The sequence below is a fragment of the Wolbachia endosymbiont (group B) of Gerris lacustris genome, from assembly GCF_964028355.1.
Taxonomy (GTDB): Bacteria; Pseudomonadota; Alphaproteobacteria; order Rickettsiales; family Anaplasmataceae; genus Wolbachia.
This window is the reverse complement of sequence record NZ_OZ034761.1, coordinates 1,127,769-1,145,281: the sequence shown is the minus strand read 5'-3', so window position 1 is coordinate 1,145,281 and position 17,513 is coordinate 1,127,769. Positions and strand designations below refer to the sequence as shown.

General features: G+C 33.1%; 5 protein-coding genes and 2 pseudogenes. 5 read left to right on the top strand and 2 right to left on the bottom strand.

Features of this window, described 5'->3' with window-relative positions:
• Positions 1-22 precede the first annotated feature (22 nt).
• Positions 23-555, top strand: a pseudogene (locus ABWU62_RS05810) (transposase); the annotation flags it as partial.
• A 27-nt stretch (positions 556-582) separates the two neighbouring features.
• Positions 583-789: pseudogene (locus ABWU62_RS05805) on the top strand (recombinase family protein); the annotation flags it as partial.
• 284 nt (positions 790-1,073) lie between these two features.
• Here ABWU62_RS05805 and ABWU62_RS05800 read toward each other — a convergent pair.
• Complete coding sequence (locus tag ABWU62_RS05800) at positions 1,074-3,017, bottom strand: ankyrin repeat domain-containing protein (RefSeq protein ID WP_353273360.1); 1,944 nt, start codon at positions 3,015-3,017, stop codon at positions 1,074-1,076.
• A 929-nt stretch (positions 3,018-3,946) separates the two neighbouring features.
• Between ABWU62_RS05800 and ABWU62_RS05795 the strand changes: the two genes are divergently transcribed.
• The 3 genes from ABWU62_RS05795 (at position 3,947) to ABWU62_RS05785 (ending at position 16,212) form a co-directional block, all read left to right on the top strand.
• Positions 3,947-5,254 carry a hypothetical protein gene (locus ABWU62_RS05795; protein ID WP_353287806.1) on the top strand — a complete coding sequence of 436 codons (1,308 nt, stop codon included), beginning with the start codon at positions 3,947-3,949 and terminating at the stop codon, positions 5,252-5,254.
• A 29-nt stretch (positions 5,255-5,283) separates the two neighbouring features.
• Positions 5,284-11,178, top strand: a complete 5,895-nt coding sequence (locus tag ABWU62_RS05790; protein ID WP_353287805.1) for a hypothetical protein — start codon at positions 5,284-5,286, stop codon at positions 11,176-11,178.
• Between the two features lie 69 nt (positions 11,179-11,247).
• A complete protein-coding gene (locus ABWU62_RS05785; protein ID WP_353287804.1) occupies positions 11,248-16,212 on the top strand; it encodes an ankyrin repeat domain-containing protein in 4,965 nt (1,654 codons plus the stop codon).
• Positions 16,213-16,541: 329 nt separating this feature from the next.
• Here the strand turns inward: ABWU62_RS05785 and ABWU62_RS05780 are convergent, their stop codons facing one another.
• Complete coding sequence (locus ABWU62_RS05780; RefSeq protein WP_353287803.1) at positions 16,542-17,459, bottom strand: Rpn family recombination-promoting nuclease/putative transposase; 918 nt, start codon at positions 17,457-17,459, stop codon at positions 16,542-16,544.
• Between the last annotated feature and the right edge of the window lie 54 nt (positions 17,460-17,513).

Below are 17,513 nucleotides of genomic sequence, written 5' to 3'. Positions count from 1 at the left end.
CACACTTTTTTGAACGTTCCCTCTAATTGCCTGTATTGATGGGCTAAAAAGCTTTCCTACCGCTATAAATAGTGTATTTCCTAAAGCAGAAGTACAGCTATGCATAGTGCATCAGATAAGGAATTCACTGAAGTATGTATCTAGCAAAGATGTAAAAGTTTTCATAAATGATTTGAAAAAAATATATCGTGCTTCAAGTAAAGAGATTGCTGAGAATTATTTGCTTGAGCTGGAAGAAAAATGGAGTGAAAAATATCCCTTGGTTACAAAATCATGGCAAAACAATTGGGAAAATTTGTCTGGTTATTTTAAGTATTCTGGACCAGTTAGGAAGCTGATTTACACCACCAATCCAATTGAGGGATTGCATAGACAAATTAGGAAATTTACTAAAACTAAGGGCTCATTTACTAATACAAATGCCTTGTACAAAAGGTATATTGTGCTATAAAAAAGGTAGAGCAAAAGTGGACTACAGCTTTGCCTAATTGGGCATTAACTATGTCTCAGCTTGACATTTTCTTTCCCAACAGACTGAAAATTGAGTTGAACTAAAAATGCGGCTTGACACAGTTTATTTAATACTCCCAGTGTAAGGAACTGAGTGCCAAAATTAATATAGGTACAAGACGTATACAGCAAATTTTGAGGTTGAATTATTTAGCACCAAAGATTAAAGAGGACATAGTAAATGGAAGACAGCCAAGAGATTTGAAATTAGTTGATTTGAGAGAAATACCGATGCTGTGGAGTGAGCAATTGGAGAAATTTTACGGCTCAGCGTCGTAACGTTTATAAAAACAACAATATGAAAAAACATCGAAAAAAGTATGTGCCAGAAAATTAAAAAAGGTTATTGCAAAAGGAGCTACTACAAAGGGCCACACAAAAAGATGCTGAAATTGATATAGAAAAGTAAGTCAATGTTACAGAATCAATTATGTGAAAATATCAATATAAATAATGAAGATTTTAGCATACTGGGCGCAACAATGGTAGAAAATGATCCAAAATCTATAAATTATAGTAGTTTATATTTAAATAATAATCTTTAACCTTTATGGCAAATTAATCTACCTAGAAACTTCTCTCCTAGGATCAGAAGTCCTTCTTAATTCTTCACGTTCTGTCCATTTGTTGTTAGACTCGCTTATTACTTCAGGACGCATTAATCCACCAGATCTTTCAAAATATCCCTGTTCAATAGCATCGTAGACCCAGTAGTTACCAAGCTCGCAATCATTGCCTAACTCTTCTTCGCGACCTTTGAATTTTTCTAATATTTCTTCTCTATTACTCACTTCTACTATAATTTTGCTTTTATTCTGTATGTCAGGATACAGCCTAACGTCTACATTTCCCAAACTGGTATAAAAAGTTAATACTATATCGCTACCTTCTGTAAGATCTGTGTAATTCCTTATGCCATCTTCAGTTTTAATTTCTACTTCACTATTACCAATCCTTACTATATTTCTTCCACACTTTACATCCCCATCTGTTAGACCTAAATCCCTTGTCCCATCTGTTATCTTTATAATGTCTATTTTACTATCTTTAGAATATTCTAAGTAAAAAACGGAGTTGTCTACTCTTGCATCTTTTAGCTCGCTATTGGTTGCACTTTTTGCGATTTCAATAAACTTATGAGAAGTGCTAATATAATCTCTATAAGCTTTTTTTAGGTTAGTTTTATGCTCTTTAAATTCTGATGTCAGTGTGTTAGCATCAACTGTATTACCAAACACTGCCCCTTTTGATACTAATTGACATATTATATTACTAGCAACTTTAGGATTTTTTTCCAACTCACTGATTTTTTTCATCACATAATCGGTAAAAGTGTACTCATTACCTGAAAAGAAATCTTGTGAAAGAGAATAGTTTAATCGTACACCAGACTTTATAGCATCGTTTACAATCTCTTCAAGTTCAGCCATATTTTGAGCTTGAAACACCTTATCAGAAAACTTATTTAACTTCTCCTTTTGATTTGAGGTTAAATTAACGAGTAATTTGCTGACCTGTCCTTTCTTTTGCTGACGATAAATAATATTTTTATCATAATCTAATGCTCCTGCTTCTAGAAATATTTTTCTTAACTCTTGAGCAAGATCTTCATTGTCCCAAGCAAAACGTTCAACATATGAGAACACTTTTGACTCACCCATTCCGTGCCGAATATTTAGCACCACTTTTAGGTCTGAGTCTCTTTTATGCTTACTTAAAAACTCCTTTAAATTTTTAGTGCAGTCTGAATCTAGTGCAAGTAAGTCATACAATTCCTTATTCATCTTTTTCTGTTTATCAGTTAAAAATAATTCTTCTATATTGTAGCAGAGTTTATTAGTTGCTATTTGTTGTGGAGTTTTACCCTTTCTACTTGTTATATTAGGGTTAGCTCCTTTTGAGAGGAGAGAGTTTGTATTATCGTAATGACCTTTGGCAGCAGCAAGGCATAATGGTGTTTTTCCTTTATTATCTTGTATGTTAGGATCTGCGCCTGCTTCTAAGAGTAAATCTATAGCCTGATTTCCTATGCGACGAAATCCACCAATATTTGCTCCTGCAATTGCATGCAATACTGTTGATTGAGATTCTCCTCTTTTGAGGTTAAGAATTACTTTTAAATCTTTATTGTTTCTATTATCATGTAAAAATTCTTCAAGAGGTTCAGTATTATCAAATGAACCACAGTTAGAAGCTAAACATTTTAGAGCACTAAGTAACTTCTTGTTTAAATTTTTTTGACTTGGCGTAAGATCGTGGTCCAGAGCAAACCAAACACAAATTTGTTCATTTAGTCCAAGTTTGCTATCTATTAAAGAAGGTAGTTCATTATGATTTCTAACTGATGGTAAATCTCCTGAGTACCACATATCATTCATCAGCTCATTTAATAAATGCTCTTTAGATGATAGATGTTCTATAATGGATTCATATTCAAAATCAGATGGTTCTGGTTTGGGTTTTAGTAGATTGATGATAGATTTTACCATCCCAGTAGATTCACCCATACTTACCCCTCTAAGCTAATATACACAATACATTGTATGCGATATGTAACATTAAGTCAATAACCATAATCTTTTTACTACTCACGTCGTTAAGCTTTTGTTAAGTTTTTATGGTGAGTACTGCTAGGTTAAAAGTTGTTTATTACTGGAAGTTTTAGCCAATTTTACTATAGATCAACAAAATTGAGAACACCAGCGATATTTAATATATAGGAATATGATGCTTTAAAGGAGTGCAAAACTGCTGAAGCTTATACAGTAACCTGCGGAGCCACTTCAGCAGAATAAAAAACACATGCCAGTATTAGTAGAGAATTATTTATGAGTCAACTAACTTTTTCAAAAAATACTTTAGTAAAAGTATCATGCTAGTTAGTGTTATAAAGAATTCAATTGTTTACTCCTTCAAAAAAGGTCGTATATTTTTGAGAACAAACAGCCTAAAAATAGGATTGTGAAAATAGAATTTTGAAATCTTTGCAATAAAGTTAGGCAAAATAGTTCGTATGTAGATATGGATGAAATGCGCTAATATGGATAGTTTTAGCATGTAATAAGATTGTCATACAAAAAAGTTCGTATGTATCGTTTGGTAGACCAACCCATCCCAAAACAAAAAGCTCTCACCGCCCTTGGTTTTGAGTGTTGGAAATGGCTGTTTTGCTTGAGATATTAACAATATATTTTACTAAATTAATATTAATTTATTTACAGAAGAATTAAGGCAAGCTCGCGACAAAAAAAATTTAAAATAAATAAGAGGTCATGTATTGAGCCTATTAAGGGCCTTTTGCCCAAAATTACTATAAGTCTGAAAAATTTTCTAAATAAGAATTGACAGGTTACAAAGGTGGAGTATGATGTTGAAACTGGTATGGAGTTTATAAATTATTATAGCTCTGTATGCTTTTTTTATGGAGGTAAGAATTATGGACTATGATGACCTAACTAAGGCAGCTTTCTCTATTATTAAAGATAATGATCCTTATAAAGAATCTAAACAACTTCAATTGAAAAATTGGTGCGGTGCATTTTTGCCTTTGTTTGGTACCTGGGGTGAAACAAAACTTCCATTCTTTTTAGATGTATTATCGAATGAAGAATGTTGGGGAAAAACCGATACGATACATGGTATTAAACTCAATAGAAGAGTAGTTGCTAAAAAGATGATTGAACCAAAAAATTGGAAGGGTACAAGCAATCCACTAAAGGACTTTTATCTCTACCAAATCGCATGTTGGTGTTGCTTAGAAGAAGATATAATTTCTCTATTTGAACATTTTAAACAGGAAGATAAAATAAAAGATGGAGATTCAGATGCACTAAAAAAATTAGTTAAATCAGTAAGTGGAAGTTGGTGTACAGATGCAATGATGCAATTTTGGTCACATTTTGTTAGTGGATACATTTCCGAGTTAGATCTAAAAGGTCAGCATCCTTATGTCTTTGGTTTACATCGTGCAGCAATAAGTTCAAATAGAAGGCGTGTAGAAGCAGTAGAATTCTTTTGGGATAAGGTTCAGTCATTACCTGAAAGTGAATTAAGTACTCAGGAAAAAGATGAAGTTTTCATGAGAATTGCAGTGCATGCAGCAGGTGATAGTGGCTATCCTGATGTATTTGAATTTTGTTTAAGTCAGATAAGTCCTGATAAATATCCAGAGCTTTTGAAAGGAGATTTGGAGAAAAATGGTCATTATGGTTCTTTAAATAGAATGATAGATATGCTTAGCTTTGATAAATTTCAGAAGTTATTTGATTATTTAGAACCAGGTAATATTTCAGAAAATAGTTATCATACCCGTTTGTACTCTATAAGAATACAAGACTATTCAGGATATTATGTAAATGCAGCTAAAAAGCTTTTCATGCACATATGGATAAAGGAAGGGTTTGATAGCCATCGTGCACTTGTAATAAATGAAGAAGTAATGGATTCATCTTTTTCTCATACAAATCTATTAGTACGTTGGGTGAAGAAGGGTACTATGGAACCGGTATGGGCGGTGCTAGATAAGCTGGACTCTAATCAAATAAAAGAATTCATGAGTTGCAAACAAGCAGATTACATACGTTCTATATTAGAGCAAGGAGATCATGATTCATTAAATAAGTTTTTAGCGTATGGTAAGTTTGCTGATAAAGAACTCGATCAAAAAAACATACCTGGCCCAAGTGGTGATTTAGCTGAGGTAGAGATTAGTAAACAATCTTATGTTGGGTTAGGTGATCATTAAAAATATTATATGTCTAGAAGGAGTGTTATATGCCTAAAAGAAAGCAAGGAGAAGTGGATAATCAAGGAGTGCAAGATTTTGAATTAATAGAGCTACTAATTCGAGAATCAGTAAAAGCTGGCCCAAGTACTTCAGCTCAAAAAGGGAGTGATTTTGAGTCTTTTAAGGCAAGGTTTCAATCATATATTGATCAGGTTCCTTCGTATTTACATTCAGTAGGTAAGGAAGGTTTTTTTCCGCATTTCTTTTTGGGAAGCTTTTCTACTTTGGTAGACACAGAAATTGCAACAAAGCTGAATATTGAGAAAGTATATTTTATTTTTGATAGTGCAAAGACTCTAAAAGTAGCTGTTATAAAAAATGAAGAAATCAAAAGCCCAGAGGATGTTGCTGATAAAGTAAAGCTCTTTGTTATTGCAGAATCTGGCAGCACAAAGAAAAAGTTTAGTTATGGTGAGTTAGATAAGATATTGGGCAATACTAAAGTCGCCAGGAATAACATTGTGAGGCTAGCTAGAGATCAAGGTAAGCTAGGTGTGAGATTGGTAGAAATCACTAAAGAAAAAGATGCCAAAGGGAAAATGGCAGGGATATCTGTTAATGTGGAAAGTAATAAATTGGACAAGGATACTTCTGCAATCCATGAATGTAAGGAAATAAAAAAAGGGGTATGGAACAATCCAGAAATCGATATAGCAGAGTTGACTAATTCTGATGAAAAAGAGGTGAAAAAATCTTTGGACGAAGTTCTTAAGAAAGTTAGTAAGATCCACTCTGAATATGAGGATTCACTTGTCTATGGTAAAGAGGTACGAGAAGCAGCACATCATGGATTTGTAGCAGGAGCTTTAGTAAATTTTCGCTATAGACATAATCTTAGGGTTTACTTAGAGCAATTTGCAGGGAGAGGTTATGCTGATATCGTTCTAGTACCTCGTGGTAGGGATAGATCATTAAATGCTGTTCCAATTATTATTGAATTAAAAGCAGGAACAGCTGCTGGTACAACGCCAGGTAATGCATTAGAGCAAGCAAAGGATTATGCAAAAGGCTTTCAGCCAAATACAATGCGTGTTTTAACCATTTCAGACAATGTCTTATGTGTAGGGTTAAATTTGGATTCAACTGAAGGCGAAAAGTTTTCAATGTATATATCTCCACCTCGTGAAAGGGAACCTGCTCCACCTACAATACAGAAGCTTTTAGAAGTAACTTCAAGTTGGAATGGTGAAAGAAGTACAATTACTGATATAACAGAAAAAATAAAACAGCCACTAGAACGTATTTATCATACATTTCCTGGTACGCCGGAGAAAGGAGGTAATTACTTTAGTAGATTTCTATTAGGGCAACTTCTTCTTGCTAACGAGTTCGAGAGAATTCATTTAGAGAAATCTGTATTTTTATATAATGAGTACCCACTTGCTCCTTCTACCAGGTCGGGTGCACAATCAGCTGAAAGGCCTGTGACAACATTTATGCTGACTAAAGGAAATCAAGGACAGGATAAAGAGGTGTTTATTTTTCACATTAAAGAGGGAGGAAAAGGAGAGTTTAGTGAGAAAAAGATACCTATTACTCTACCAAAAATTGGTAAAATAACAGAAGTATGTGTAAGTTTACAAGAGGAAAGAAAACCAGATTTTTTTAATATAAAAAAGATTGATAGATATAATTCTTTGAATGAGTATAAAGGGGGAAAAGAATCTTTTAATGGAGAATGGAAAAACATTCCTTATCCTGCCGAGTTAAAGGAAAAATTTGATGCAGTACTAGAGTCTCAGCTTGCTTCTTCACAAGATCGATCTCAATCAATAGGCAAGTATAAGGAGTTATTTGGAAAATTAGGTGAGGCAATGCTACCTTTTAAATTTCTAATAGAAAAAGAAGCGCATACTCAAGCTGTATTTCATGGAGCATTCAGCCACTATAGTGATATAAAGTTAGGAGAATCACAAGAAAACAGAGCATTAGTATTAACAGAGTTTCAAACTGGTAGGGGAAAACGTATTGATATGGTCGTGCATGGTATTAAGTTTGCAGATCAAGCTAGCAGTGCTACAGAATACGATCCAGTAGGATTAGAACTTAAAGGACCAAGGGAGGGTAAGACAGCTGATGCATTGGTAAAGGAGGCAAATGATCAGATAAATACAGAGTATGTAAAAGGTGTAACTTACAAAACACTTACAGATGGAAAAGAAGTGGCCTTTATGGGTGTTGTGTTTGATAAAGGTGCAAATAGTGCAGATTCTCTTATTTTAATGAGCAAAGATGAGTTTGCTTCTGTTAAAGTAATTCATAGCTCTATCTTTAGTTTTAGTCAGCAACAATGTTCTAAAGGAAGGAAACAGCGCAGTACAGGTATGGCCTGTATAGATTCACGTGATGAAGAAGAGATTACAAAGGAAGAAAAAGAAAGATTTATTAAAGAGTTGTTTGGTATTGAAGCTTATGACACAAAAATTATAACTATAGATTCTCCTCAAGTGAGGATTGATGGTGGTAAAATGAGTGTAAAATTCAAAGACAATGACGGTAATGATAAAGAATTAATAATAGATGATACTGCAAGTATTAAGAGTATAGAAAATTATATACTGGATGAGAAAAATCTTGAGATAAAGTTAAAAGTAAGCAGCGATAAAGAGTATGCTATAATAGAAGAAATTAAAGAGCAAGGTAGCGAATATTACTTAAGAATTGATGATTATAGAATAAAATTGGATAGTATATTTCAAGATGGGAAAGAAGTAATCTTTGATAAATTACATCAACTATCAAATGATAAGCAGTTGTTAGAGAATAAAAGATACATTGAAGATATAGGTGATGTTCAAACTAATCAAGATTACAATAATATTGTAGAGGAAATTAAACAGAACTTGTTAGCAAAAGGGGTTAGAGAAGATACTTTCAACAGGTTTAAAAGTCATTTTGATGATCTTGGTGAAAAAGTTTTTACAGATTATATTAGTAATGTAGAAAGCAGCCTTCAAGAAAAAGGAATTGCATTTGATCGTAATAAATTTGATTCAGCAAAAATAAAAGGAGCAAAAGGTGGAAAGTTTTTTTCCATGATAGCCATATATGACTTGCTTGATAGTATAGGTGATACAGCAACACTTGGACGACATGATAATAATGCTTTAAAGCAAGTATTTGGTATCAATGGTATACTAGATGCTATGGATGATGTTAGGACGAGTGTAAGTATTTCTCCTAATAGTAAGGTAGGGAAAATGATTGGTAAAATACCAGGGCCTGCACGTCAAGCTTTTGTTAAGGTTATCAGTAATCCTGTAGTTCAAAGTATTACATTTGCAACCATTGCTTATCAATTTGGGTATAGCGTAAATGAAATAGCTCAAGGAAATCATCACCCACTAAATTATTATTGGACAGCTAGCAGTGGTGTAAAACTAGCAAGCATGAGTATAAGGCCTATAAGCGCAGGTGTTAGCTTTACAGTAAAAAGTGTAAGTGCAACTACTAAGATTTTAAGAGGGTTATCTATTGCAGGCAAGGTTTTAGGAAGGGTAGCAATAGTTACTATGGTTGCTGATGTGTTGATAACAATTGGTATAGAAATTCATGAGAGAATAGAGTATACAAAAGCAATAGCAGAACAAATACCTCTATTACCTGGTGGTGAACAAGCAGAAGTGTTTTTTGCAGGGGTAATCAAGTTTTTTACAGGAAGAGATGTAGAAAAAGAATATGAAGACACAATTAGAATAAAGGGTTATTTAAATTATGTAAAAGAAATAGCTATCCGTTTATTAGATGATAATTATGATATTGCTGCAGTTGTGCAGTATGTAACATCTATTAAAGAAAAATATAGTGAAATAATTAGGTATGATGGCAAAGGTATATGTTCAGGATCTAATATAGCGTGGCAATGTATACAGTATTGCAGATTGGAAGAAAAATACAATAATATCTCTTTTAGTCAAATTGGCAAGGCTTCTAATGTAAAGAACGATTTATCTTTACTTGACATATCCAAAGCATTACCTATGATACCTTATACTCTGAATATGCAAGGATTTGAATGTGCACTTCCTATTCTTGGGGCAATTGCTTTTTCTGCAGGGAGTTTTATAGCAAATAAATGTTTGCAAGAATCATATAAAAAGGAAAAAGTTTATATTGTTAATACTGATGCAAAACATATTCCTCATTTAACTAAATCTGAATACGAAAATCTTGGTTTAAGAATTGTAGATGTACCATTAAAGAAAGAAATGCAACAACCTGATTGCATTGATAAAAGTGAAATACACTCCTCTTATGGTAGCAATCAACTTTGTAATTCTGGCAAGATCTATAGAGATTGTCAAAGGGCTATTTCTTTTTCAGGAGAACCTTTTATTTTTACTAATCCAAAAAGGAAAGATCCTGGTAATACAAAAAGGCAAACATTTCCTAGAGGATCAGTATTATATATTTCAGGACCTAAAACATTAACAGCAGCAGCAAATTATCCAGCAGTAATGAATATTCCAGAGGGTAGTAATATACGTTATGTTGGCTCGAAAAATAATGAAACTATTTTTATTATTAATGACTATACGTCTGGTACTCTTGAAGGTGGACCAGGAAAAGAAAATACTCTAGTAATGAATGTTAAGGCTAATAATGTCGTTGCAAATTTGTATGGTAGAACTATACGTTATGGTAATAGTAATAACATAAGATTGGTTAACACATATAACTATGTGTCCAATTCTGACAGCAAGCAAAATATTACTACTCACTGTAAAACAAGATTGATTAATGTAAAAAATGCAGAAGTCTGGCAGAATTCATCTAATTGCACAGATAAAGATTATGAAGTTAGAGTAGTCAACAGAGAAAACGTGCATCACAGGGGATTAAAGCAAACAATATTTGTTGTTAATGAAGACAGTGATAATGCTAGGATAGTGAGTGATTTAGGCAGTACAGAAAAAATAAAAGAAAATATTGACACAATAAGAGTTCAAGTTGCTAATATCACACAGTGGGGGATAAGTGAAGAAAAAGTTAGCTATAGCTTAGATCTTTTTGCTAATGATATGCAAAGTATTGTCTCAAGTACTAAAATCAATGATTTTAAAAATCTAGTAATTCAAGTAAGTAGCAATGGAATAACAGAATTTGTTACAATACAAGATAAGTCTTTGCTCGATACGGTGAAGGATATTAGATATCAAAAATTGAGAAACTCAGGTGAGAATATTAGTAGAGAAATTATACAAAATAGTGAAAAAAAGTTAAAAGCATTTATACAAGCAAGTATTCTAGATCAAGAATTGACTAATACTTATCAAGTTGCAAAAGATATTGCCAATAACAGTAATTTTGACATACCAGTATCTCAAGTAGAAGTCATTAAAAATCACATGGGAGTACCTAATGAAAAAGTGATAATTGCTGGTATGTACTCAGATCAGGTAATTGTTGATTTTAGCTATAATAATTCTGACGTTACAAATAGTTATCAGAAATACCTTAATAACGGACGGGGTTATGGTTATGATGACTACGTGATGCTATGTAATTACTACCAGGATATTACAATAGAAGGAGAGAAACGGCAACACCATTATATTATCAAACTACCAGATACATTAAATAGCAAAATTTCATCGTTACCAATAAGGCTCAATCTAAAAATAAAAAACAAAGCAGTACCTTATCAAAGTATACCTTATAATATTGTTGATTTTGCTGAATTAAATGTAATGGATGTTGATAGTATAAGCATACAAGAAGGTAAAAGGAGTTATATAAATGCATGTTACAGCAAATCAATCTCTGACCTTACAGAGGATAGCTTAGAGATAAAAGATATTACAATACTTGATAGCAAAGGTAACAAATGGTCTTTGTCTATTGGTTTAGTTGATTATTTTCAAAGCCCAGAACATCAATAAATTGTATTACAAATAAACAATGAGCTTTATAAAATTGATAGTACAAACTTAAGGCTTGATCATGTAGAAATGAACCCTAACTCTTTCAGATACTATCGTCCAGAAGAACAAGGGTTACAGATTTATCATAATCAACCTGTTAATAACCATGATGTTGGTTTAGTTGATTTAAAAGATAAGTCTATATTAGATTTCAATATGAAAGTTATCAATGATAATCTATTACTATCACATAAAAATAATACTCTTGTAAAAGTAGAAAATTGGAATACCTATCAACCAGGAAGGGAGATGATGTTTGCTTTTAATGATACAACAGTTGCTAATGCGAAATGCATATTTTCTGCTTGTAATTCGAAAGATGTTATAGAGGACTTTAATAAGGAGAAAGTAACTTTATTAAAGGAGCACATGTTTGATGCTATAGTGCAAAACAATATTAATGAAGCTAAAGGTTTAATTAGAAAAATTGAAAGTATTAATACTGAAAGTAAGCATGAATTAACACCTTTATATGTGGCTATTCAAGAAGGTAGATTAGACATAGTAGAAATTCTTTTTGAGAGAAAGCACTTTAGTGTTAAAGATAAAGACATCTATGGTTGTAACCCTCTGCACTGGGCTGCTCAGCAAGGCAATTTGAATATAGCTAAGTTTCTTGTTGAGAGAGGTGCTGACATTGGAGCTAAAGATAAAAATGGTAGAACATCTCTTCGTATAGCTGCTTGCAATGGTAGCTTAGATATTGTCAAATTCTTCCTTGATAAGAATGCTAGTATTGAAGCTAAAAGTAACGACCCATATAAGATGATGGGGATAGTTAAAAGTGCAAAAAAGGAAATTATAAATCAAGCAGATACTTCATCTAACGTAAGAAGATGGGCAGAGTTTTTTGTAGAGGAGTTAAGATATTCAATAAGAAGTGTAACAAAAGAGAAGCTAAAGGATGGCATGTTGCGTAATAGGTATAGTTCAGTTAATGAACTTGCTAATGAAATTTATAAATCAGATGGAAAGCTGTTTGATGATATAATTAAAGGAGTTATAAATGAGGTGTATGGGAGAGTAGATACGAAAGAAATATTAAGTTATGTACGCAGTCATAATAATGTTGATCAGAGTATATCAGGTTATGTAGCTGTGTTTGATGCAATGCAAAGGAATGGTGATTTAAATAATAGTGCAATATTTAAGTTAGCTTACTCTATTAAAGAGGCAACGAGTTTTGATAAATATTCTAGTCTCGATTCAGAAAAAAGATCTGATCTTAAAAGGCTAAAAAGTAAATTACCAGAGTCAGTAAAGAATATAGTATTTGCGTCAAAAGTATGCATTAAAAATATTGATCATAATGAATATTTATATGCTGCTAGTAATTATTTGAGTTATGATGATGATAGAAGGAGAGTATTTACTTGGATTCCAAAAGATGAAAAGGATGATAAATTTAGATGGGAAATTAAACTTGATGGTGATGATTATTCTATAATGAATGTTGAATTTAATGAATATTTATACGGTGCTGTTGATTATTTTAATTATGATAACGAGAGGAGGAAAGTGTTTACTTGGATTCCGGGGGGCAGAGTTGGACGAGATACATGGAAGATAGAACCTATTGGTAGCAGCTGTTATATAATGAATGTTGAACTTAACGAATATTTATATGCTGCTGTTGATCATTTTAATTATGATGACGAGAGGAGGAGAGTATTTACTTGGATTCCAAAGAATTCAAAGAGTGATCAATTTAAATGGAATATTGAAGATTGTGGGCATGCTGTGAAAAGAAGGGATATCTCTAGTTCACATACTGATCTCAACTCAGATACGACAAGATCTTCAAGAAAAGCAGAACTAGATAAAGAATTGTTGAGTGCTACAAAGATTGGAAATCTTAGTGAAGTGAAAAATCTTGTTAATCAAGGGGCTAGCGTTGATGCTGAAGATAAAGATGGTAATACCCCTTTTCATAACGCTGCATTGAAAGGGTATTTGACTATAGCTCAGTATCTTGTTGAGAAAGGTGTTGATGTCAATGCTTCTAATGAAGATGGTTGGACACCTATGCATGGATCTGCATTGAAAGGTCATTTAGAGGTTGTAAGGTTCTTGATAGAAAAAGGTGCAAATATTAGTGCTGAGAACATTTTTGGTGAGAAACCTATACATTGTGCTGCAAAGAGAAACAATAAAGATATCATAGAAGTTCTTCTCAGAAAAGGGGCAAGTATCAATGATGCTGATAAAAATGGTAGAACACCTCTATATTTTGCCTCTTGGAACGGTTACTTAGGTTTAGTAGAATATTTTGTACGTGATAAAAAGGCAAATATAAACATCAAGGATAAGTATGGAAAAACACCACTAGACGTTGCTATTGATAGGAACCATATCAGTGTTATAGGATATTTAAGTAAAAAACAATTGGAATTATGTAAGGAGCTATTGGTTGTAGTACAAAGTGGTGATCTTAGTAAAGTTCAAGACCTTGTAAATCAAGGTGCTAGTTTAGATATTCAAAGTGAGGATGGTTTGACGCTGTTACATTTTGCTTTTATTAATAATCGTTTAGATATAGCAGGGTATCTTATAAAAGAAGGAGTTGATATTAATGTTAGGGATAATGATGGTGCTACTTGTCTACATTATGTTTCAAGATTTGGTCGCTTGAATGCAGTGAAGTATCTGATAAGTAAAGGCGCTGATATCGATGCTGAAGATAGTAATGATAGAACTCCTCTAGATGTTGCAGACTCAAGTATAATCAAGATTTTGAGGCAGGCACACTTAGATAAAGAATTATTAATAACTGTACAAAGTAGTGATCTTGAGAGGATAAAAAGTCTTATTGCTCAGGGGGTGAGCAAGGATGAGCATGGTGCATACTATTTTGCTTGGATCGGTAACTTAGGTACAGTCAAGTTTATTGTTGAGAACGAGGGTGGTGTTAATGTTACTGATAAATATGGCTGCACACTACTACACTGGGCTGCACGGGGAGGACATTTAGAGATTGTAAAGTTTTTATTAGAAAAGGGAGCTAATATCAATGCTAAAGATATACTTGGCAGGACTCCTATTCACTTTGCTGTTATGAATAATCACGTGAATATTACAGAGTTTCTTCTGAACCAGGGAGTAAGCGTTGATGAAACTGATAAAAATGGTTCGACCCCTTTACACTATGCTGCTGAGTTTAGTGAATTAGATAGTGCTACGTTTCTCATTGAGAAAGGAGCCAATATTAATACTGCAGACAACTCTGGTAAAAAACCTATTCATGTTGCTAGTGAGAACAATAATAAAAATATTATAGAGCTTTTCCTAAGCAAAGGAGTAAGCGTTGATAATGCTGATAAAGATGGTTGGACATCACTACACTATGCTGCACGGAGAGGATGTTTAGGAGCTACTGAGTTTCTCATTGAGAAAGGAGCTGATACTAAAGCGAAAGACAAAAATGGTCAAGTACCTCTGTGCGTAGCTGCTCAATATAATAAGTCGGATATAATTGACTTTCTACTAAATAGAGGTGCTACTATTGAAGCAAGTGACTTTAATGATGGTCCAATACTGAAGTTAGCCTATTGTATAAAGGAAGTTATGGAGAAGATAAATAATAAAGAACAAATATCTCACTTTGAAGAATTAAAAAATAAATTACCGGAATCAATAAAAAATGCAGTGTTTTCATCAAAAGTATGTATTAAAAATCTTTATCAAAATGAGTATTTATATGCTGCTAGTAGTGATTTTAATTATGATGACAAGAGAAGAAGAGTGTTTACTTGGATTCCAGGGGATAAAAAGGATGGCGAATTAAAATGGAAGATAGAGCCTTATGGTGATAGTTATTCTATAATGAATGTTGAATTTAATGAATATTTATATGCTGCTAGTGATGATTTAAATTATGATAAAGATAGGCGAAGGGTATTTACTTGGGTTCCAGGAGGAAAAGATGAACAAAGTCTGTGGAGAGTTGAACCTTATGGTGATGATATTTATATAATGAATGTGAAATCTAAAGAGTATTTGTATGCTGCTGATTATGCTAAATATGATGATAATAGGCGAAGAGTATTTACTTGGATTCCAGGAGAGTATATTAGACAAGGTACTTGGAAGATTGAAAATTGTGGGTCTATTCACAAGAAACGTGATATACAAGAATTAGATGGTAAAGCAGGTTCTGATTCCCTAGAAGCTATAAGGGCTAGAAACAAGTCAGACTCTCAGCTCTCAGTGTTACCAGGAAGGTTAGGTGATCACTTGCTAGATGGCTCTAATCAAACTGGAGTTGGGGAGTTTGTGAATCAAGTAGCTAATACTAAAGGTAATAAGGAAAAACCTTTACAACGCAGACGCCGTCATCATCATGGTTACTTATCACGTAAACCTCTTGCTATAAATTCAAATAATCAACCTGAGGTAGCAGCAAGTAGTGGTACAAGACCATCTTCATGGATAAATAATTGTATTTCTTGGGCGAAAAAATTAGCAGCCAGCACTTTCTCTATAATTCCTGCATTACCCTCTCAATACAACGTTGCAGACAAGAATAATGTAAAAAGTGATAATAAAAACATACCACAAAGTACAGCATCTGTTGGTTGGAATAAATTCCTAAATAATGAAAATATTGCTCTTGCGAGTTGTGTTGCCGATGCGTTAGATAATACTCCAAGTAGACGCTATCAAGGTTTAATGAGTAAAGGAGTAGAAGTTGTGCCAAGCAGCAGAGTTGCAGTTGAATTTGCTCTTAAAAAATTTAATTCATTTGTAGAAGATAAAATAAGAAACCTAGAATCAAAAGAACAAGCTAGAATACGTGTTGAACTTAAAGATGCGTATCCAGAAATAATAGCAAGCTTGGAAAGAGGAGTTGAATTTAGTGGTAATGTTGGGTTAGATAAAGTTTTAGAAAAGTCCAAGAAGCGCTTTTGTACAAATGTCCTACAAAAGGATAAAGTATCAACTTGTCTTTCTGGTGTGAGAGTAACCAAGCTTGAAAATAATTTGAGTAGGTAAATGAGAATATGAAAGATATAATATGCCAAATAGTGGAAAGTTTACAATAGAATTTAAAGTGGGGGTGGTAGGTCCCAGTATCAAGTTTGATGGTTCTAATACTAAAATGGATGAAGTAGACATTAAATGCTAAGTGGTTAATGTGTCTTCCATATTGAATTTACAGCACGTAGCTTTGGTATAGAAGTTTGGGTAACGTTATGATAGTAGTTTATATAATTCTATGTGCAATCTTTATAGCCATTTTAGACAGTTCACTAGATTCTTAATTAGGGGATATTTCTAACTTAGAGAAGGTTTTCATAAATGTTTAAGTGAATAAGTAGGGATTATGTTTTTTTCTTAAGTTGCAAAATTTCAGAATGAGAGAGACCGGTAATTTGAGTTATAACATCTATAGAGACACCGGCCTTGAGTGAGTTTTTGGCAACTTCAATTTTACCTTCAATTTTACCTTCAATTTTACCTTGTTCATGGCCGATTTGTATGCCTTCTTGTCTACCTTTGTGAGTAGCATCATCGAGTTTTTGAGCAAGGACAGCCTGTTCATCACGAATACGCTTGATCTCTTGTTCATAGGCTATAAATTCTTTTTCTGACCAGTTGAATCTATTTAGTTCTTCATATGCTCTTTTAATTATTAGATCACTTCCTATTATTCTCTCTAGCTCTTCTTCACTAGTTTCGTCTGCATATCTAAAGAAGTAGACCCATTTTTCAACTATACTTGAAAGCTGATCTTCTTTGGTTTTTGGAAATTTAGGCAACTCAATAAATATAAAGTAAAAATCTTTTAGATCATGTTCATTAGTATCTTCATCTCGAATAGTATGCTTTGATTTGTACTCGGATTTATCAGGAAACAGTATACAATCTGCTATAGCAATAAAAATAATTTCCTTAAGGTCATGGTATTGATCGCCTTTATCAACTTGTCTTGAATAAGCTTTAGCGGCATAGTATTGGGCACGTTTTTCAAAGCCTTTAGTTTTAGCGACCTGCATTTCAACTATCACTTGCAGCCCATTTTCATCTCTACAAAGAACATCAACAATGCTTTGTTTTTTAGAAGCAATATCAGGGTCTTGAATAGTACTTAAAAACTCTATATCCTGTATTGCATTTTTTCCGGAAAAGCCGAGAATATCATTAAGGAAGTGAATAAGAATATCTTTATTTTTTTCAGTACCAAAGATGCGCTTAAATGATATATCATTCTTGGGATCGAGAAACTTCGAAAGAGCCATGACGAATTAACCTAAAAAGCATTGATAATTATACACAATTGTGAAGAAATATTC